The sequence below is a fragment of the Winogradskyella sp. ECml5-4 genome, assembly GCF_036903175.1.
Taxonomy (GTDB): domain Bacteria; phylum Bacteroidota; class Bacteroidia; order Flavobacteriales; family Flavobacteriaceae; genus Winogradskyella; species Winogradskyella damuponensis.
Genome location: NZ_JAYJLF010000012.1, coordinates 65,547 through 86,209 on the forward strand (window position 1 = coordinate 65,547; position 20,663 = coordinate 86,209).

Sequence of the window (20,663 nt, forward strand, 5' to 3'; positions counted from 1 at the left end):
CTAATGGATGCGCTTTTAATAATTAACTTTTAAAGTAAATTAAACGTTTATCTAATAATCACTTTTTGTGATTTTTGTTTAGAACCATCGGTTAATGTTACTACATAAACACCATCTTGAAGATCTGTTGCGTCTATTTCATTTAGTAAGTTATTGCTTTCTAAATCTGTGCTATAAACTAAACGACCTTGGATATCATGAATTTTTGCAGTAGCTCCATCGTTAATGATACCTTGAATAAATATTGATCTAGGTGATTTCTTAGTATAAATCTTAATACTGTTAAAATCTTCATCATTTATAGATAATGCATTATCCGATACACGTAAGTAAAAACGACCAGTACCATTTAAGTTGGTGCTTGGCGTAATTACATAATCAGATGTATTTAATAATGTTGATGTATTTAACAAGGTGTCATCTAAATAGACTTCTGTAGTGCTAGGTAAAGCAAATTCTGAGATTGTAAACGTTAATTGTTCACCAGAATTAGCATTAACACCTAAAGGAATTACGACATCCATCATATCAGAAGGATTTAATGCTTGTAAAGCCATTTTCATATCAGAATTACCTTCTACGAGTTGTGAGTATAATGCAAAACTAGGGGAGAAGTTATCTAACAGTTTTCCATCGTAACCATGATCTAATTCCTGAGTTGCATTTTCGTTAAAATAGAATTGTGTTGTAAAATCCTTACCAGAAGTACTTGTGCTTAACTTAAAGTAAGTTAATGCGTCATCTGTATTTCTACCTACAATAAAATCATCACCACCAGAACTCATTCTCATTGATGGTGAAAAAGTCCAATCATAGCCAGCAACAAAAGCATCATTAGCAGCGACTAAGAAACCTTGTCCTGGTGCAATTGCCACATTACCACTTGCTAAAGTAATAACGTTATAACCGCTAAAACCATCAACATCACCATCGTAACCATATATACCAGAAGCATTTTCTAAAAGGCTGTAGTTGAAAACTCCTGAACCAAGGTCATAAAACAGTAAAGTAAATGAACCTATGTATGAAGGATATGGATTACCAATAAGGTTCCAATCTGGGTGATTTGCTCCAGTATCCTCAATATTTACAGGAACTGTAGATGTTGGTACAGTACCAGTAAATGTTAGAGTTGTTCCGCTGTCGGTAGCAGCTCTATAGCCAGTACCGCTAGTTAAAGTTGCAGAAGTTGCATCGGTATAGTTTACATAAGCATCCGCTCCTTTATCGAAAGGTGCAAAAGCATATGTTGTTGGACTCGTTAGTCCATTATCTAATAAATCAGCAGCATTAGTATCAGAAGCTAAGAAGTTAGCCCAAGTTTCTCCTGCAAGAGGTGCTGAAATTAGATCATTACCTCCACTATTAGAATTAACATAACGCTCATACTTTATGGTTCCGGCTATAGTTCCGTCATACATGAGGCTAGAATAACTATTTGACGTAGACTCTAAAGTTACATCATCAATAACAGTTAATGTAGTACCCGTATTAATGGTTAAAGACGCGCCTGGATTTACAGTTGCAGTTTTAATAGAGGTATTAGATGAAATAATAGCATTACCAGAAGTAACAACGATATGGTCATGTACTGTAGAGATACCGTTAGGATCACTTGGAGACCAAGAACCGTTATAAGTATAAGTTTCTGTTATTATTTCTTCAATTCTAACGTCATCTAATAAAGCTCCATAACCGTTATCACCTGTTCCCTCAAATGCAATATAGTATTCTGCACTAGGGTTAGGTAGAGCTATAGTGCCTTGGGTCCATGTACTTATACTATTTGTATAAGTTAATTCCGGTATTAGAGTCCAAGATCCTGCTGCAGAAGTTTTGTAATATACTCTTAACTCATCTTGACCGCCAGCTCGAACTTGCTGTGCATGCCAAAATGTTAGTGTAGGATTTACAATACCTGTTAAGTCTAATTTTGGTGATACTAATTTAACCACTGAAGAACTAGATGCATCATAGAAGTTTGCATTAAACGATCCGGTATGTGGCATTGTTATTGAACCACCACTCTGTCCACCATTAGTGTAAGTCCAGTTTACGGCTCCTGCCTCAAATTCTTGAGACCAACAACTTGGTAATATTCCAGACTCAAATCCTTCTTCAAAAGGGAATGTGTTTACTGCTATTAAACAAGGATCTGCATTTGTAGTTGCACTAGTAGAAGGAATGGTTCCATCAGTTTTAAAATCTATTATTACACCAGCATTAGTGTATGGGTAAATTTCAAATTCATATAGCGTACTTGCGTCTAATCCTACTACAGTATAAGTCTGTAAGCCAGGTGCTCTTTTAAATTCAAATTCGTCATCAGACCAGTCGATGTCATTTGCTGGATCAGTACCATCTACAATGGTAGTGAAAACACCTGATCCCGTTTTACCTACAATAACAAATCCATCTGCTGGTTGTGCACCATTATTATCATCCCATGTTAATGTAATTTGAGAATCAGAATTTGCTACAGCAGTAAATGCTAAAACATGATTTGTTGGCTCTGGTTTTGGCGTTACAGTTAATTGTCCTGAAACATAGTTTACACCATCCCAGATATCACCACCAGAACTGCCCGGAGTAATACCACCATAAGAGAAATCTCCACCGTCAACAGAGAAGCGACTTACGTAATAGTAAGTTCCAATTGCTAAACCAGAACCTATCTCAGTAACATATTCATCATTGTCACCAGCATCTGTATTATACGTTGAAGGTATCCAAGTCCAACCAGAAGCAAAATCACTGATGTCAGTAGCGTCAGTAGTGCTATAACCAATCCACGCATCAATATCAGCAGCTTGTCCAGCAGCTTCTGTTCTTCCTACTTCTAAGACCTGTGCATATACATCATAGTTTCCTCCGACAGCTATAGTTCCACTATTTGGATACTGTAAGTTACAGTAATCTATAAAGTTTGGCGTGCTTGCGTTAATTACAATAGTACCTGTTTGTGTTGTGTTTGATACAGGTGCACTAAAGTTAGCACCAAAAGAAACAGTATAATGTGCTGCACCTATGTAATAGGTACCTGCTGGCAATCCTTCTTCAGTAATAAGGCTTAGTAAGCCAACGAAATCATCATTAGTGGCAATTACATTTCCAAATGTGTCATATAGGGCCATTTCTGTATCAAAACTACTAGTTAAAGTATCTACTGTAATTTCGGTACAATTACCGTCATATATTAATTCTACCCAAACAACATCTGTAGCTGAGCCTGAATCGTAAGCTGTACTAACAGTGTCTGAATCTGCACAACCGTCAATATTAAATGTAGCTATTGTGGTTGGTATAGATAAAGAATTTACTGTAAGTTGACCTGAGGCAGCAGTTGGAGTGCCATCCCATGTGTTTCCACCTCCTGAAGGATTAGTTGTATTAATACCACCATAAGTGAAAGGTCCACCATCTACAGCAAAACGACTTGCATAATAATATACGCCAGGCAATAATGAAGATCCAATTTCAGCTTCAAACTCATCGTCATTCCCTTCGTCAGAGTGAAACGTTGCTGGTACCCATGTCCAACCAGATGTAAAATCTGCAGTAGTAGTAGCATCTGTAGTGCTATAGCCTATCCATGCTTCAATATTAGCACCAGGACTACCTAAGTCGGTTACTCCTGCTTCATAAATTCTTGAGTATACATTATAAGTATCACCCTCATTAATAGTACCATTGATTGGCCATTGTAAGTTATTAAAATCAGCAGTTTCTGTAGATTGACCTTTAGCATTAATGTAAAGTGTACCTGTTTGAGTTGTATTACTTGATGTAACATTAAAGTCAGGTCCAAAAGTTACATTAAACATACCAGCAGCTATATAATAAGTGCCATTGGCTAACCCAAGCTCTGTAAATAAGCTTTGAGGTGTTACTCCTGTACCACTGTCGTTTGAGCCAATGAAAACACCATTCTCGTCATAGATACCAATTTCTGTATCAAAATCAGATCCAATAGTATCTATTGTAAGTGAAGGGCAACTACCTGTATAATTTAATTGTGCCCAAACTACATTTTGTGTACTAGCATCATAAGCTCCATTATAGCTGTCTGATCCAGCAGTACCACAACTAGAAACATTTAATGTTGCTGTAACTGTTGGTAAAGGGTTTGCCGTTGTAAAAGTAATAGGACCTACCCAAGTACTTAAATCACTTGCTCCACAGTTTGCTCTTACATATACCTCGTAATCTGTAGCTGCAGTTAAACCTGTTTCTGTATGAGGGTTTGTTGATGTTGCAACACCAGCAGCTGCAGGAGGTCCTGTGCCATCTGGCTGCACTACAATTTCCCAATCGGTTTCGGTATCACCAGCTGTCCAACTTATAGTTGCAGAATCACGATCAAAAGCGTCAAGTGTTAAACCTGTAGGCTTTAAACAAGTTGGTGCTTCTATAATTGACACATCATCTATAGCAATATCATTTTCATAAGTAGAATTAGTAGCTGTATCTACAACAAAGCGTACTTGTATGTCACCAGTAATAGTAAGTGTAGATAAATCTATATATATTTCTTCCCAATCATCTACATCACCATTATTATCTGTGTGAACAACATTCCATGCAGAGCCATCATAAACTTCAACTGTAATGGTATTTGAATTCGTTCCAGCAGCATAGTGATATTGGAAGAACTCTAATGCTGGTGTTGTAAGTGTACTAACATCTATCATAGGAGAGGTTAGTGTAGCATCAGTAGATACAGGAGTTGTAGAGCTGTCTACATAGGCAAAATACCCACTTCCTGTTGTGTGGTCACTGTAAGAGTTACCGAATGTTGGTGATGTTCCAAAGGTCCAAACTCTAGAGGTAGACGAAGAACTTAGCCAACAACTTGGAATGGTACCTGTATTTTCAAAATCTTCAGTATATGGAAATGTAGCTTCTGCATCACAAAGTGTTGTAAAATTAATTGGGCCAACCCAAGAGCTATAACCATTAATGTCACAATCGGCTCTTACATAGACTTCGTAAGCAGTTTGACCTGTCAAGCCTGTTTCTGTATGAGGATTAGTACTTGTTGATGTGCCAGCCCCTGTAGGAATACCTGTGCCAGCTGGTTGTACTGCAATTTCCCAATCTGTTTCTGTATCACCAGCCGTCCAGCTTATAGTTGCATCATTCGCTGTGTAACTATCTAAATTTATACTTGTAACATCCAAACAACTTGGAGGTGTTCTTACAATAAATGATCCAACGTGGAAATCATAATCTTGACCTGATGCTGTTCCATTTGATGCCCAAATAGCAAACTTTACGTTGCCAGTGTAGGCTGTTAAATCTTCAATGTATTCTGTGCCTGTAAAATCTGGCTCATTACCAGTATTCCAAGTTGTTAAATTTGTCCAAGTTATACCATCATCTGTAGATACTAGTAGTTGTACTTCGTCATCAGACCCCATGGTGTCATCAGTATCCCCATCATTATAGTTTGTAACTGCAACATTCAATTCGAGCTGGTAAGGACCTCCAGTTGATAAATCAAATGTAGGTGAAATTAACCAATCTCTTATATCTGTAAAATTACCATAGATATTAATTCTATTACTATAAATTCCGGCTCCATAATTATTATCATCACCTGAGCCATCATTTTTCCATCCAGAGGAACCAAAGCCAGTAGGGCCTGCAGCTACTTCACCATCAGTAGCCTGTTCCCAACAAGTATCTGGTAAGTTTGATGACATATCAGCAAAATAGTCCGGTACAATAGGACTACAAAGCGTAGTGAAATCTACTGGACCTACCCAAGCACTAAAACCATCACCTGTACTTGTACAATTAGCTCGTACATAAACTTCATAGGCTGTTTGTTCTGTTAATCCCATTTCTGTATGTGGATTAGCTGTTGTTGCAGTACCAGATCCCGCTGGTTCTCCTAATCCATCAGCTTGTACGACAATTTCCCAAGCGGTTTCAGCATCACCTGCAGTCCAACTAATAGTTGCATCAGTTGCAGTAAAACTATCTATTGCTATGTTAGAAACATCAGGACAAGATGGAAGTGTGGTAAAAGTAACTGGTCCTTCCCAGGCACTAAAGCCATTGGTAAGGCAATTAGCTCTTACATAAACTTCGTAATCAGTTTTCTCCAATAATCCAGATTCAGTATGTGGATTTGTTGTTGTTGCATCACCTGCACTTGCAGGAATACCTGTGCCATCTGGTTGTACTACTATTTCCCAATCCGTTTCAGTATTAGCGGTAGTCCAGCTAATCGTGGCTTCAGTATCTGTAAAACTATCAATAGTTATATCGGTAACGACATAACAGGTTGGTATAGTTTCAACAGTGATATCATCGAGATATAAGTAATATCCATCAAGACCTCCTGGTGGTACGTGGAATGCAATATATACGTCACCTGTATAAGCACTTAAGTCAACAACGATTTCTTGATACGTTGTATTACTATAAGAGGCGTTTGCTAAAATAGTATTAGTAAAATCAGCAGCTAAGGTTCCTGTAGTTGATAATAATACAGTAAAATCATTAGGTTCACCTGAAGAACGTACGCGTTGTTGAAATCTAAGTTGTTCGTTACCTGTTAAGGTTAATTGCGGTGATATTAAATAATCATCATTAGATCCACTGTTATAATCCGTATACATTTGGAACGATTGTGTACCACTATTTGCATATGTTGCAGAAGTGTTAAAAGACCATGTGTCGGAATCTGCATTATTGTCTAAGATGCTCCAACATAATAAAGTGGTACTACTAGCTTCAGCGTCTTCGGTCCATGGTAGAGAAGATATCACGCCACATTCTGTAGTAAATGTCAAAGGACCAACCCATTCACTATAACCATTACTAGCACTAGTACAATCTGCTCTTACATATACTTCGTAAGCGGTGTTACTTGTTAAGCCAGTAAAAGAAAGTGGATTAGTTGTGGTTGCTGTGCCTGATGTGATTGGTACACCAGTTCCTGCTGGTTGTAACACATATTCCCAGTCCGTTTCACTTAAACCAGCGGTCCAACTGATTTCTGCCGTGGTTTCAGCTAAAGTATCAACTGTTAAATCAGTTATTTTAGGACAAGGAGGTAATGCTTCCCAAACGATATCATCTAAATAAACCGTAGTATATGTTGATGTTGATAATCTTCGAATTGCAATATAGTTATCTGTTCCTGAGTAACTCGCAAAAGATACTTCGTATTCGGCAAAAGTTGTATTGATATCTACCGTACTAAGCAGCGTAAATGTAGACCCATCTGTAGGGTCTGATAAGGTACCAATTTCAAGATCTTGAGTAGCTGTCGTGTTACGTGCAAAAAAGCGAAGTAAATGTGTGCCATCGCCTAAATTTGATAAGTTAGGAGACACTAACATAATATTTGCTGTTGACCCAGAGTTAGAATTTGTTAGGCTTACACCGTTAGGAACTGTATTGTCTGCACTTGTACTTGTAACAACCGTAGCAAAACTAGACGCTCCATTATCTATAATTTTACCCCAACACGCTGGTAAATCTGGTGTAGTTACCGCATCAAAATTTTCAGTAAAAGTTGAAATAGGTGTACATGCTGTTGTGAAGTTTATAGGGCCAACCCATGCGCTAAAACCATCACCAAGACAATTTGCTCTTACATAGACTTCATAAGCTGTATCTGCAATTAAACCTGTTTCAGTCTGTGAGGTAGTTGCGATTGCGGTACCAGAACCTGCAGGTTCACCCGTGCCTGCGGTTTGTATTACGTATTCCCAATCGGTTTCAGTGTCACCAGCTGTCCAGCTAAAAGTAGCTTCCGTATCAGTAAAGCTATCTATAGTAATAGCTGTAACATCTAAACAACTTGGTTCGTGTATGTTTACCGTATCAAAAGCAACACCTTCGTAATTGCCATAACCATCTGAACCAAAGGCTACTCTTAGTAAAACATTACTTTCTCCACCAAGGCCTGTAAGCTCATGTTTGGCAACAAGCCATGCATCTGATCCGCTACCATCTCTACCAGTCCAACCAATTTGTTGCCCTCCAGGATTTCCTCCAATCGTATTGTCATTAAACCAATTGTTAGGATCTCCATTTGCTCCTACATTCTGCCATGTACTACCGCCATCTATAGAAGATTGTAATACCATACCATCCCAACTAAATTCAGATTCCCACCATATACTTAATTCTATAACAGGGTTAACTAAGGATGTAAAGTCGAATGGAGGACTGATTACCGCAGATTTTTCACTACTATTATACGTTCCATCTAGGTTGGTTACCCATGCATTGGTACCAGAGTCTGCACTATTAATAATAGTATTAGATGGTACACCTAATTCCCAGCTTCCATTAGTCGTGTTGTCTGCTGCCCATCCGCCAGCTCCAGATTCAAAGTCTTCATTATAAGGATAAGTTGTTATTGGTGTTGCTGTTGTTGTAAAAACAACAGGACCTACCCAAGAACTATAGCCATTAGCAATACAATTGGCTCTCACGTATACTTCGTATGCTGTTTGTTCAGTTAAACCAGTTGCATTATATGTGTTGGTTGCAATTGCGGTGCCAGAAGCTGGCTCTCCTAAACCTGCATCTTGTATAACGTATTCCCAATCGGTTTCTGTATCACCTGCAGTCCAACTAATTGTTGCTTCTGTGTCTGTAAAACTATCAATTGTAAGGCCTGTGATAGGAAGACATGAAGGAATAGCTTCTACAGTGATATCATCTATATATAAATACCATCCATCTAAACCACTAGGTGGTATATGGAAAGCAATAAATACATCACCAGAATAAGTACTTAAATCTACAATAATTTCTTGATAAGCAGTGTTACTATAGGATGCATTTGCTAAAATTGTATTTGTAAAATCGGCTGGTGCAGATCCTGTTGTAGATAATAGTACTGTAAAGTCATTTGGTTCTCCAGAAGAACGTACACGTTGTTGAAATCTAAGTCTTTCGTTTCCAGTAAGGGTTAATTGAGGTGAAACTAAATAATCATCGTTAGAACCTCCATTATTGTCAGTGTAAATTGAAAAGGATTGTGATCCTGAGTTAGCATAAGTAGAACTTGTATTAACGGTCCAAGTATCAAAATCGGAGTTGTTATTAATGACCTCCCAACAGTTTATAGTAGTACTAGTGCTTTCTACATCTTCTGTCCATGGTAAAGAAGATATTATATCACATGCTGTAGTCAAATTGATTGGGCCAACCCATTCGCTATAGCCATCACTATTACTCGTGCAATCGGCTCTTACATAAACATCGTAAGTTGTATTGCCTGTTAAGCTAGAGAATGTATGTGGATTCGTAGTAGTGCTAGTGCCTGAATCTACAGCTGTTGGTGCTGCTGTACCTTCTGCTTGTATTATAACCTCCCAGTTGGTTTCTGTGTCCCCTAGAGTCCAGCTTACTTGAGCCGTTGTATTTGTTACACTATCAACTATGATGTCTGAAACTTTTGGACAAGGTGGTATTATCTCCCAAGTAATATCGTCTAAATATACATTCGTATAGGTAGAGGTCGATAATCGTCTAATTCCAATGTAGGAATCTGTACCAGAGTAAGCTTCAAATGAAATTTCATATTCAGTAAAGGTGGTGTTAATATCTACCGTACTTAAAACAGTAAATGTAGAACCATCTGTAGGGTCTGATAAGGTACCAATTTCAAGATCTTGAGTAGCTGTCGTGTTACGTGCAAAAAAGCGAAGTTGATGTGTCCCATCGCCTAAATTTGATAAGTTAGGTGATACTAACATAATATTTGCTTCTGGTACAGCTGTATACCCACTATATAATTGAACACCATTAGGAAGCGAATTGTCTGCCGATGTACTGGTTCGAATATAAGCTGATGTAGGTGCACCATTATCTAAAATACTAGACCAGCAGTTTGGCAAGTCTGGAGCTGTAACTGTATCAAAGTTTTCGGTAAAGTCAGTTAATGGAGTACAAGCTGTTGTGAAATTTAGGGGACCTACCCAATCACTATAGCCATTACCAAGACAATTTGCTCTTACATAGACTTCGTAAGCTGTTTGTGCTATTAAACCTGATTCTGTATGCGGGTTTGTTGTCGTTGCTGTACCAGAAACAGGAGCTCCAGTTCCTGCTGCTTGTACTACATACTCCCAATTCGTTTCAGAATCTCCAGCGGTCCAACTAAATGTAGCTTGAGTATCGGTAAAGCTATCTATAGATAAAGCTGTTACATCTGGACAAGCTGGTTGAAATATGTTTACACTGTCAAAAGCAACACCTTCGTTGTTAGTGCTACTGTCAGAATCAAAAGCTAATCTTAAGAATACGCTACTTTGCCCTCCAAGACCTGTTAGGTTGTGTTTGGCAACAACCCAACCGCCAGATCCATTAGCACCTGTACCGGTCCAACCAATATTGTCATTGTACCAGTTATTAGGGTCGCCATTGGCTCCCACTGTTTGCCATGTACTTCCGTTATCTATTGAAGATTGAAGTAGCATTCCATCTGAACCATCTTCAGCACTCCACCAAATACTAAACTCAATAGCTGGTGCTACTATACTTGAGAAGTTTAGAGGAGGACTAATTACGTATGATTCTTCATTACTATTATGATTACCTGTTAAGTTAGTTACCCAAGCAAGGGCTCCTGTATCTGCAACGTTAATTATTGTTGCAGCAGGGTTTCCTAATTGCCATGAACCATTGGTTGTATTATCCAAAGACCAGCCTGCAGCTCCTCCTTCAAAATTTTCAGTATAAGGAAATGCCGTTATAGCTGCTGCTGTTGTTGTAAAAGTTATAGGTCCAACCCAATTACTATAGCCATTACTTGCGCTACTACAGTCGGCTCTCACATATACCTCGTAAGCTGTAGATACAGCTAAACCAGTTGCTGTATGCGGGTTTGTTGTAGTACCTGTACCAGAAGCAGGAACACCTGTGCCATTTGGCTGTACTGCAATTTCCCAATCTGTTTCTGTGCCCTCAGCTGTCCAACTAATAGTTGCTGTAGTATCAGTCACTGCATCTAATGTTAAACCAGTAAGATCTGGACAAGCAGGTGGTGTAGTGAAATCTATTGGGCCTGCCCAAGCACTATAACCATCACCAAGACAATTTGCTCTTACATAAACTTCATAAGCCGTTTGTTCTGTTAGTCCAGTTGCGGTATGAGGATTACTAGTTGTGGCTGTACCAGAAACTGGAGTGCCAGTTCCATCAGGTTGTACTGCGATTTCCCAATTTGTTTCTGTTCCATTAACGCTCCAACTTATTTCTGCTGTGTCATAAGTAAAACTATCTATAGTTAAACCGCTAACATTAAGGCAAGCAGGTGGAATGCCATCAATGTAATTAAACTGGATATTAGGTTTATGACCGCCAATTTCATCAGTAACAAAGCCGCAAGCAGTTCCTCCGTCGTCTCTATATGATCTAGAGCCGTTAGGTATACTAACTCCTCTAACTTGACCAAAAGGTGAGGAATATGTGTTTTGACCATCAGAACATACTTCAACTAATATGTTATCTGTGCCATTCCAAACAAAATTAGTGTCAAATGGTATCATATCAAAAACACCTTCAGCAGTAACGGAAGGATTGTAATCAAAAGCGTTTTTAACCACAGTAGTTACGGAGGTATCGTGATTAGCAGAATTAGTTGCTGTTGTATGTCCCATTTTTATGGTGTAACCTAATAAATTACCACCACCATAGTCGCCAGAAATAGACCATCCTAATGCTGTTATTTCATCATTTGGAGTTAGTATAGTGCTTAGCTCAGCAGCTGTGTAAACTACTTGGTATTTAAATGCATTGTAATAGCCATGAATTGGGTCTGCAGTTGTAGATCCTGTACTCGTAGTTCCAGTGCCAATAGTAATATTGTTAACAGGAGTACTATATGCAGTAACATCAAAATCGTCAATGATAAGATGTCCAGCTTGGCTATCATTCAGAATTCTAATAGTTAAATTAGAACTAGCATCATTTAAAGTGTATGAAAATAGTGTGTAAGTTGTGCCTGAATAAGCTTGTGTTGTTTGCGTGGTATAAGTAATGCCATCAGTTGAGGTTTGTAATTCAAAAGTCCCGCCTCCAGTATTTAATTCTCTGTAGTAGAATGTGACAACACCAGCCCCTGTTGTAAGTGTAGGAGTTGTTAAACTGGCACCAACTTCATCATCATTAATTCTTGCTGCCGAACCTGTTGCTCCACGAGAATTACCAGAGTCTTCAGGGTAAACTTGAACCGAAGTCCATGTTCCACTAGTTAAGGTTTGAGATCCTGTATGATAACCTGCGGTTAATCCAGTATCAAAATTTTCGGTGATTTGCCCGAATCCAAAGTTTCCTATTATTAGGAATACTAAAAATGCGTAAAAATTTTTCATAGAAAGAATTAATTATAGTTAAAGCACAAATTTGGTATCTATAGCGAATTATAGTTAAAACTAAATAACTCACAAATAAATACACGTTGTCGTTAAATAACGTTGTTTGTCGTTGGTTTATAAAAATTCAGGCTAAGTGTGTAAGAATGAGGGGAGTCAAATATACTAAAACTTAGTATTCATTTAATAATTTTATTTTAACAAATAGTTAACGCTTGTTTAAATTTTGTGATTTTAAAGAGTGTTTGTTTTTGCTATAGCATTGATTTTAAGTCTTTTGCCATGTTTTTTTTAGGTTTGTGAAAATATTTTATTTGTAGTCTTTTTTTTATAAAGAGTTAAAATTTAGAAACTTGTTGTTTTTAATTAAAATAATACTTCTGCTTTTAAGTCTTTATTGTCTTTGGTTCAGATTTTTAAAATTCAATAAAAAAAAGCGCATTATAATAATGTATGCGTTTAGTCATTAATAGTATTAGAACTGTTTTATTGTGGTTTAAAAGATAATTTTTATTGAGTTATTTGTTTTTCAAAGTTTTTAGGTGATTTTCCTACATAAATGTCTGTAGTAAGATTTTTGTTATTTCTATATCATTGCTAGAGACTTGTTGTAGCATGCTATTTTATTATGTTTGCTGCTTCTAAATTAGAGGTGTCAATACTATAAATTTCTAGTGAGATATATTAAAGGTAATAAAGGAGGGGTTTCTTAATAACATTGACGCGATTATCGATTATGCCTGATTGGCAAATGGTTTGTTATAAAAGCCTAATTCTTATAGTTTTATTGTCTTTTTAAAATATATACTAAAGAGAGATGTTAAAGGTGTGTTTAAATGGAATTAAAAGTTATAATTATGATGAAATTTTAGTTGTAAGAATGAGTAATTGAGTATTTTTGCGTAATTTAAAAATAAAAGAAAGAAGTTTTAAAAGTAAATGTTGTTATTAGATGCGTAGATGTATTTATTTTTGTTACAGAGTTACGGTATGTGCTATTGTGAAATTTAAAAAACATTAATATTGAAATTCAGTAAACGACATTTAGCTAAAACAATTACTTGGCGTATTATAGGGACCTTGGATACCATGCTGTTGTCTTGGTTTATATCTGGTGATTTTTCTATAGGCATGCAAATGGGGCTTTATGAAATGGTCACTAAAATGGTATTGTATTATTTGCATGAAAGAGTTTGGTTTAAGTCAACTATAAAGTCGTCTAATAAACGCCATATATTAAAAACGTTCTCTTGGCGTGGAGTAGGTACTTTAGATACTATTATTTTAGGTTGGGTAATTTCAGGGAATCCTCTAACGGGGCTCAAGATAGGTGGTGCAGAGGTGGTTACGAAAATGTTGTTGTATTTTGGTCATGAGAAATTATGGTACCGAATTAATTTTGGTTTGGATCAAAGGAATAAAAGAAAACAGGTGAAAAACGTTAATGAATTATGAGCTTAAATACGGTTAGACATGATTATAAAATCACAAAAAAAGATCGTGAAAATTTAAATGGGCATCGCTCTTTATTATTATGGTTTACAGGGTTGTCAGGTTCTGGTAAATCTACTTTAGCTAATTTAGTAGAGATGGAGCTTCATAAAAAGGGGGTTTCAACGTTTGTTTTAGATGGTGATAATGTTAGGCAAGGCATTAATAAAGATTTAAGTTTTGCGCCAGAAGATCGTACCGAAAATATTAGACGAATAGCCGAAATTGGTCATTTAATGGTTGAGGCAGGTGTGGTAACTTTGGCCGCTTTTGTATCGCCTTATATTGAAGACCGAGAGAATATAAAAAACATTGTAGGAGTAGATAATTTTATTGAAATATACATTAATACTTCATTAAAGGAGTGCGAGCGAAGAGATGTCAAGGGCTTGTATAAAAAAGCACGAGCAGGAGAAATTAAAAATATGACAGGTATTTCAGCGCCTTATGAGGCCCCTACTAACCCAGACATAGAAATTGTAACAGATAATCAAGATGTAGAAACATCTGTTCAAACCATTTTAGACTTTATTATTCAAAAAATAAAATAAAAAGCATGAGTAATTACGTAATTAATCATTTAAAAGAATTAGAATCAGAAGCTATTTTTGTGATTAGAGAGATTGCAGCGCAATTTGAAAATCCAGCATTATTATTTTCTGGTGGTAAAGATTCTATTTTACTAACACATTTAGCTAAAAAAGCATTTTTTCCAGCAAAAATACCTTTTCCTTTAATACATATTGATACAGGGCATAATTTTCCTGAAACAATAGCTTTTCGCGATGCTTTGGTTGAAAAATTAGGAGTAAGACTCATTGTAGGGTCAGTACAAGAGGCAATAGATAAAGGTAGAGCTAAAGAAGAGACAGGTGCAGATGCATCTCGTAATTCACTTCAAATAGTATCTCTTTTAGATACACTTGAAGCTCATAAAGTAGATGCAGCAATGGGTGGTGCAAGACGCGATGAAGAAAAAGCACGTGCTAAAGAACGTTTCTTTTCTCATAGAGATGAATTTGGACAATGGGACCCTAAAAACCAAAGACCAGAGTTATGGAATCTATTTAATGGTCGAAAAAATTACGGAGAGCATTTTAGAGTGTTTCCTATTTCTAATTGGACAGAAATGGATGTATGGGAATATATTAAATTAGAGAATATTGATTTGCCATCGCTTTATTTTTCGCACCAACGCGATTGTGTGGTTAGGGATGGTGTGATATTAGCAAATTCAGAATTTATTAAGTTAAAGGAAAATGAAGAAGTGGTGAATATGACCATTCGTTACCGTACTTGTGGCGATATGCCAATTACTGGAGCTGTAGAATCTGAAGCAGATAATTTAGATAAGATTATTGAAGAAATTGCAACAACTAGAACGACAGAGCGTGGTGGACGTGCAGATGATAAACGTGCAGAAACAGCCATGGAAGATCGTAAAAAACAAGGGTACTTTTAATAGAAAATAGGTTTTAATTGTGACTATTGTCCCCTTGAGGATTACTGAGAAACAAAATGTGTTTTTGTTTTGAAAGTACCGAGCCTAGCTCTTAGGGGCGTTTTAAAAAGGGTTGTAAAAATATCAACTATAAATAGTGACGATTAGTATAAAATAATAAAAGAGAATAAATACATGGATTATCAAGATATAGAATTATTACGTTTTACAACAGCAGGAAGTGTAGATGATGGAAAAAGTACACTAATTGGACGTTTATTGTACGATAGTAAATCAATATTTCAAGACCAATTAGATGCTGTAGAGGAGTCTAGTAAATCTAAGGGTTTTGATTATGTAGATTTGTCATTACTTACAGATGGTTTAAAATCGGAACGTGAGCAGGGTATTACAATTGATGTGGCATATCGTTATTTTGCAACACCTAAACGTAAATTTATCATTGCAGATACACCTGGTCATATACAATATACTCGTAATATGGTTACGGGTGCGTCTACTGCAAACTTAGCCATTATTCTTATAGATGCACGAAAAGGGATGTTGGAACAAACGCATAGACATGCCTTTATTGCGTCATTGTTACGTATTCCTCATGCTATTGTATGTATTAATAAAATGGACTTGGTTGATTATAGTGAGGAAACGTACAATAATATTGTTTCAGATTTTAAATCTTTTTCTTCTAAATTAGGAATTAAGGATATTCAATTTATTCCTATTTCGGCTTTAAATGGAGATAATGTCGTTAATCGCTCTAAAAATATGGATTGGTATCAAGGAAGTACATTAATGTATCATTTAGAAACGGTTCATATTTCTAGTGATCATAACCTTGTAGATTGTCGTTTTCCTATTCAATCGGTAATTCGTCCTCATACTTTAGAAAATCAAGATTATAGAGGTTTTGCAGGTCGTATTGATGGTGGGGTTTTTAAACCTGGTGACAAAGTGAAATCATTACCTTCTGGTTTTGTGTCAACCATAAAAACAATAGAGCTGAATGGAGAACAAATTTCGGAAGCATTTGCTCCGATGTCTGTAACTATGACTCTAGAAGACGAAATAGATAACAGTCGTGGGGATATGATTGTGCGTGAAAACAATGTTCCAGAAATAGGGCAAGATATAGAGGTGTTAGTGACTTGGATGAGTACAACTCCCATACATGCACGTACCAAGGTTGTAATTAAACATACTACCAATGAATCTATTGGTATGGTAAAAGAGTTAAAATATAAAATCGATATCAATACATTACATCGCATTGAAAATATAGATAAAGTAGAAATGAACGAAATTGCTCGTTTGTCTATTAGAACAGCTAAACCAATGTTTTATGATGCGTATAAAAAGAATCGTCAAACAGGTAGTATTATTCTTATTGACGAACAAACTAATGAGACCATTGGCGCTGGGATGATTATTTAGTGGTGATGCAGTGAAATAGTAATATGGTGATGTGGTGATAGGGAGAATCTTTATCTTGTAATTTAAATGTTTTAATTATGACGCATAAAGATTTAGAAGTTTATAAATTAAGTTTAAATTTAGTAGAGGATATTTATAAACTTACCGAGGATTTTCCTTCGTCTGAAAATTTTGGATTGACTTCTCAACTTAGAAGAGCTGCAGTTTCGTTGCCTTCAAATATAGCTGAGGGTTCAAGTAGAGGTTCTACAAAGGACTTTATTCGATTTTTAAATATAGCATCAGGATCATTATCAGAAATAGAAACACAGTTAGTAATAGCAGAACGAATAGGGTATATAACATTTGATGGTGCATTACAAAATAACATCATTACAGTTAGAAAAATGTTATACCGTTTAAAACAAGGTTTAACCAAGAAACTAAGTAAGTAAAATGAATAATAAAAGCTCCAATCTAACGAATCACCGAATCACCGAATCACCGCCTCACCGCCTCACCGAATTACTGCATCACAGCATCACCGCAGCCCTAGAAGCTGGCAAAGCAATTCTCGACATCTATCATTCTGATGATTTTGAGGTGGAGCTAAAGGGGGACGATTCTCCTTTGACCAAAGCCGATATCGCTTCTCACAATGTGATTATGTCACATTTGAAAGCAACACATATTCCTGTGTTATCCGAAGAAGGTAAATCTATACCTTATGAAGATCGTAAAGACTGGAGCCAACTATGGATTGTAGATCCTATAGATGGGACTAAAGAATTTATTAAGCGTAACGGTGAATTTACGGTAAATATTGCACTTGTAGAAAATCAGAAAACCATAGTTGGTGTTATTTATGTACCAGTACTAGGTGACCTTTATTTTTCAACTAGCGAAATCGGGGCGTATAAAGTGTCTGTAAATCTCGAAGATTATGATGTTTCTGCTTTAATCGGTCAAGGAAATAAGTTGCCATTAGAAAGAGAAGATAAAACGTTTACAATTGTGGCAAGTCGTTCGCACATGTCACCAGAAACTGAAACTTATGTTTCTGAGATGCGAGAAAAGTATGGTGATGTTAACCTGATTTCTAAAGGAAGTTCGTTAAAACTATGTATGGTGGCAGAAGGACAAGCAGACTGCTATCCAAGATTTGCACCCACTATGGAATGGGATACAGCTGCAGGACAGGCCATTTGTGAGCATGCAGGCTTCGAGGTTATAGATTGGAGTACGAAAGAGCGGATGTTGTATAACAGAGCGGAGCTTTTGAATAGTTGGTTTTTGGTGAAGAAATAATTTTGATACACAAGGCTATTGTGCTCGACTTGGTGTTGTAACCTTTTTGTTTTGTGCTATTTAATGATGTTACTCGCATTTTAAAAGTATGAAAGAAATAGAGTTGTAAATAGTTTGTTTATCCCTAGATGACCAATCATATTTGCAATATATTTGTCGAAAATTTTACTTCTTATTCAGTGTTTTAAAATTTCAGATGCTCAAGTGGCGAATTTTATAAGTTTAATGGATAAGTAAGAGTAAGGCTTTGAAAGTTAGTTGTATAAATAAAATTTAGAATTGTAATATTGGAAAAAACAATTATTTATATTGTGTCGGATAGTAGATCTGGTTCTACTTTATTGGAAAATATTTTATCGAAATCAGAAGACGCTTTATCTGTTGGCGAATTGCATCATCTTGATAGTCATTATAATAAAGGTCAGTGGGGGAAGACTTGGGGCTGGAAATGTTCTTGTGGTAGTAGTTTGAAAAAATGTGTTTTTTGGAATAAGGTCTTTGCAAACTTAAAATTAAGTGGAGTAAATGGCATTTCAACAACCACAGTTGATTATCAGAAATTTTATTGGAAATATTTACCAAAATTAGCATCTAATTTTGACACAAAAGAAAACGCAAAGTCTTTAGGAATTTTAGATCATGTTTATAACTCAATTTTTGATATTTCAGAGAAGAAAGTAATAATAGATTCGTCTAAAAATCCATTACAAGGATTGGCAATTTATGAAAAACTTCATTACGATGTCAAAGTTATTTACTTGAAACGCGATTTGAGATCTTTAGTACTATCAAAAATTAAATGGCATAAAAAATTTAGTGGAAAAAAAGCTAATATATACAAAGTCCTAATTGCTTGTGTCTTTTTTAGATTACGTTGTTTGGATTGTCTGAATAAAATTGAAGATAAAGATAAAATAGTTATTACTTATGAAGATTTATCATCAAATCCACAAAACACTATAGGTTTAATTTTGGATAAATTTGAACAACAAAAATTTGAGGTGCCAAAGTTTATGTCTTTTGGAAATGATGACCATACAATTGGAGGGTCGCCAAATAGATTTGATACAAGAGAAATAAAATATGACGATGCATGGAAATCAAAAATTGTTAAAAGACCTTTGTTTAATAATATTGCTAATTTATTTAATAGGATTTAACAATTAATGAATACTATCTCAGATAAATTAAAAAAATCAGGTTTTTGGCAATCAGTAGAGGTCATAACTTTAATAATCACACGCTTTGTGTTTTTTGCAATAATGGCAAGGTTGTTAAGCAAGGAGGATTTTGGTTTAATGGCTATAGCAAGTGGCTTTATAGCCGTTGGTAGTATTTTTGCAGAAAGTGGTATGGGATCTGCCTTAATTCAACGAAAGAATATTTCTGCGCGACATATAAATGCTGCTTTTCAAGGCAGTTTTTTATTCGGTTTTATCTTTTTTGTATTGATGTTAGCTTTTGCACCACTTGCTTCAAGATTTTTTGAAGAACCTGAGCTAATCTTATTAATTAGAGTTATTGGAATAAACTTAATTGCGTTATCTATAAGTAGTGTCGCGATAGGTGTTTTACATAGGAATTTTCAATTTAAAGAAGCGTCGATCGTTACAATAGCTTCATGTATTATCAGTTATTCCGTTGGTGTGTATTTAGGAACTGAAAACTACGGTGTTTGGTCGTTAGTTATTGCTACTTTACTTTTTACAATGTTTAAGTCTGTCGGTTTTTTTTATTTTGCTAAAGTGAAACTACTTTTTGAATTTAATTATAAGGAATGGAAAGATTTATTTTCTTTTGGTTCAGGTATGATTTTACTTAAAACAACTAGCTTTTTAAGTAGTAGCGGTTTAAATTTGTTTTTAGGTAAAATTTTATCACCTACATTATTAGGTGTTTTTGATAGAGCTTCATATATTAAGACAATACCAAGTGTATACTTTGGTAATATATTAGATAAAATAATGTTTCCTGCAATGTCTGAAATTCAGGATGAAGAAGAGAAGTTATCCAAAATATTTGAATTTGGTATAGGCTTAAGTAATTCTGTACTAATGCCATTAACTGTTTTTTTAGTGTTTTTTTCAAATGAGGTTGTGCAAATTTTACTTGGTAATCAATGGAATGAAACAGTCTTATTACTTCAAATAATGTTTTGTGTGATTCCCTTCAGTATTTCTGGTAGAATGGCAGATTCTGTAATAAGATCTAAGGGGTTAATTTACTCTAATGTAAAAAGAAAACTTATTTATGTCTGTTTTTTACTAATAACAGTTACTACAAGTGCTAAATTTTACGGGTTGATTGGAGCGGCTATAGCAGTTACAGTTAGCTATATGTTTAATTATATTTTAGTAGTGATTTTAGTGAAAAGAATTTTTAATAAAACATTTCAGGAATTATTTTTGAAACCCATGATTCCAGCGATTAAGCTTAGTATAGTTTTAGCCGTAATTGTTATCGTTTTTAAAAGTCTTTTTAATATATGGGGCGGAAGTGATTTATTGTGTTTTATTATATCCATAGTATTTTTATCTGGATTACTTCTATTTTTAGCTTATAAATATCCAAGTTATTTGGGTGAATATAATAGGGTTACAATTGAAAAAGTTTTAAAGAAAAAACATAAATCAAATTAATAG

9 protein-coding genes are annotated in these 20,663 nt (G+C 35.6%); 8 read left to right on the forward strand and 1 reads right to left on the reverse strand.

The genetic code is table 11. The features are described 5' to 3' along the window. Positions 1–47 precede the first annotated feature (47 nt). On the reverse strand, positions 48–12,350 hold the full coding sequence (locus tag VDP25_RS13660) for a T9SS-dependent choice-of-anchor J family protein (protein WP_334470684.1): 12,303 nt from the start codon (positions 12,348–12,350) through the stop codon (positions 48–50). A 1,023-nt stretch (positions 12,351–13,373) separates the two neighbouring features. On the opposite strand from VDP25_RS13660, the gene VDP25_RS13665 reads away from it, so the two are divergent. The 8 genes from VDP25_RS13665 (at position 13,374) to VDP25_RS13700 (ending at position 20,660) form a co-directional block, all read left to right on the forward strand. Beyond that, positions 13,374–13,805 (forward strand): DUF2061 domain-containing protein, encoded by a 432-nt coding sequence (locus VDP25_RS13665; RefSeq protein ID WP_334470686.1) that lies wholly within the window; start codon positions 13,374–13,376, stop codon positions 13,803–13,805. Further along, on the forward strand, positions 13,802–14,392 hold the full coding sequence (gene cysC, locus VDP25_RS13670) for an adenylyl-sulfate kinase (protein WP_334470688.1): 591 nt from the start codon (positions 13,802–13,804) through the stop codon (positions 14,390–14,392). The genes VDP25_RS13665 and cysC overlap by 4 nt, the downstream gene beginning before the upstream one ends. 5 nt (positions 14,393–14,397) lie before the next feature. After that, on the forward strand, positions 14,398–15,303 hold the full coding sequence (gene cysD, locus VDP25_RS13675; protein WP_334470690.1) for a sulfate adenylyltransferase subunit CysD: 906 nt from the start codon (positions 14,398–14,400) through the stop codon (positions 15,301–15,303). Positions 15,304–15,477: 174 nt separating this feature from the next. Continuing rightward, the gene (locus VDP25_RS13680) at positions 15,478–16,734 is read left to right on the forward strand and encodes a sulfate adenylyltransferase subunit 1 (RefSeq protein ID WP_334470692.1); all 1,257 of its coding nucleotides are present in this window, start codon (positions 15,478–15,480) and stop codon (positions 16,732–16,734) included. 77 nt (positions 16,735–16,811) lie between these two features. Continuing rightward, entirely contained in the window at positions 16,812–17,168 is a 357-nt protein-coding gene (locus VDP25_RS13685; RefSeq protein WP_334470694.1) for a four helix bundle protein, read from the forward strand. Position 17,169: 1 nt separating this feature from the next. Further along, the gene (gene cysQ, locus VDP25_RS13690; RefSeq protein WP_334470696.1) at positions 17,170–18,021 is read left to right on the forward strand and encodes a 3'(2'),5'-bisphosphate nucleotidase CysQ; all 852 of its coding nucleotides are present in this window, start codon (positions 17,170–17,172) and stop codon (positions 18,019–18,021) included. 287 nt (positions 18,022–18,308) lie between these two features. Then, positions 18,309–19,181, forward strand: a complete 873-nt coding sequence (locus VDP25_RS13695) for a sulfotransferase (RefSeq protein ID WP_334470698.1) — start codon at positions 18,309–18,311, stop codon at positions 19,179–19,181. 6 nt (positions 19,182–19,187) lie between these two features. Next, complete coding sequence (locus tag VDP25_RS13700; RefSeq protein ID WP_334470700.1) at positions 19,188–20,660, forward strand: lipopolysaccharide biosynthesis protein; 1,473 nt, start codon at positions 19,188–19,190, stop codon at positions 20,658–20,660. Positions 20,661–20,663: the final 3 nt, after the last annotated feature.

What these genes read in the sequence shown, in the direction of transcription:
- VDP25_RS13660 (WP_334470684.1), bottom strand. Translation starts at nt 12,350, where the DNA reads ATGAAAAATTTTTACGCATTTTTAGTATTCCTAATAATAGGAAACTTT.
- cysC (WP_334470688.1), top strand. Translation starts at nt 13,802, where the DNA reads ATGAGCTTAAATACGGTTAGACATGATTATAAAATCACAAAAAAAGAT.
- cysD (WP_334470690.1), top strand. Translation starts at nt 14,398, where the DNA reads ATGAGTAATTACGTAATTAATCATTTAAAAGAATTAGAATCAGAAGCT.
- VDP25_RS13680 (WP_334470692.1), top strand. Translation starts at nt 15,478, where the DNA reads ATGGATTATCAAGATATAGAATTATTACGTTTTACAACAGCAGGAAGT.
- VDP25_RS13685 (WP_334470694.1), top strand. Translation starts at nt 16,812, where the DNA reads ATGACGCATAAAGATTTAGAAGTTTATAAATTAAGTTTAAATTTAGTA.
- cysQ (WP_334470696.1), top strand. Translation starts at nt 17,170, where the DNA reads ATGAATAATAAAAGCTCCAATCTAACGAATCACCGAATCACCGAATCA.
- VDP25_RS13700 (WP_334470700.1), top strand. Translation starts at nt 19,188, where the DNA reads ATGAATACTATCTCAGATAAATTAAAAAAATCAGGTTTTTGGCAATCA.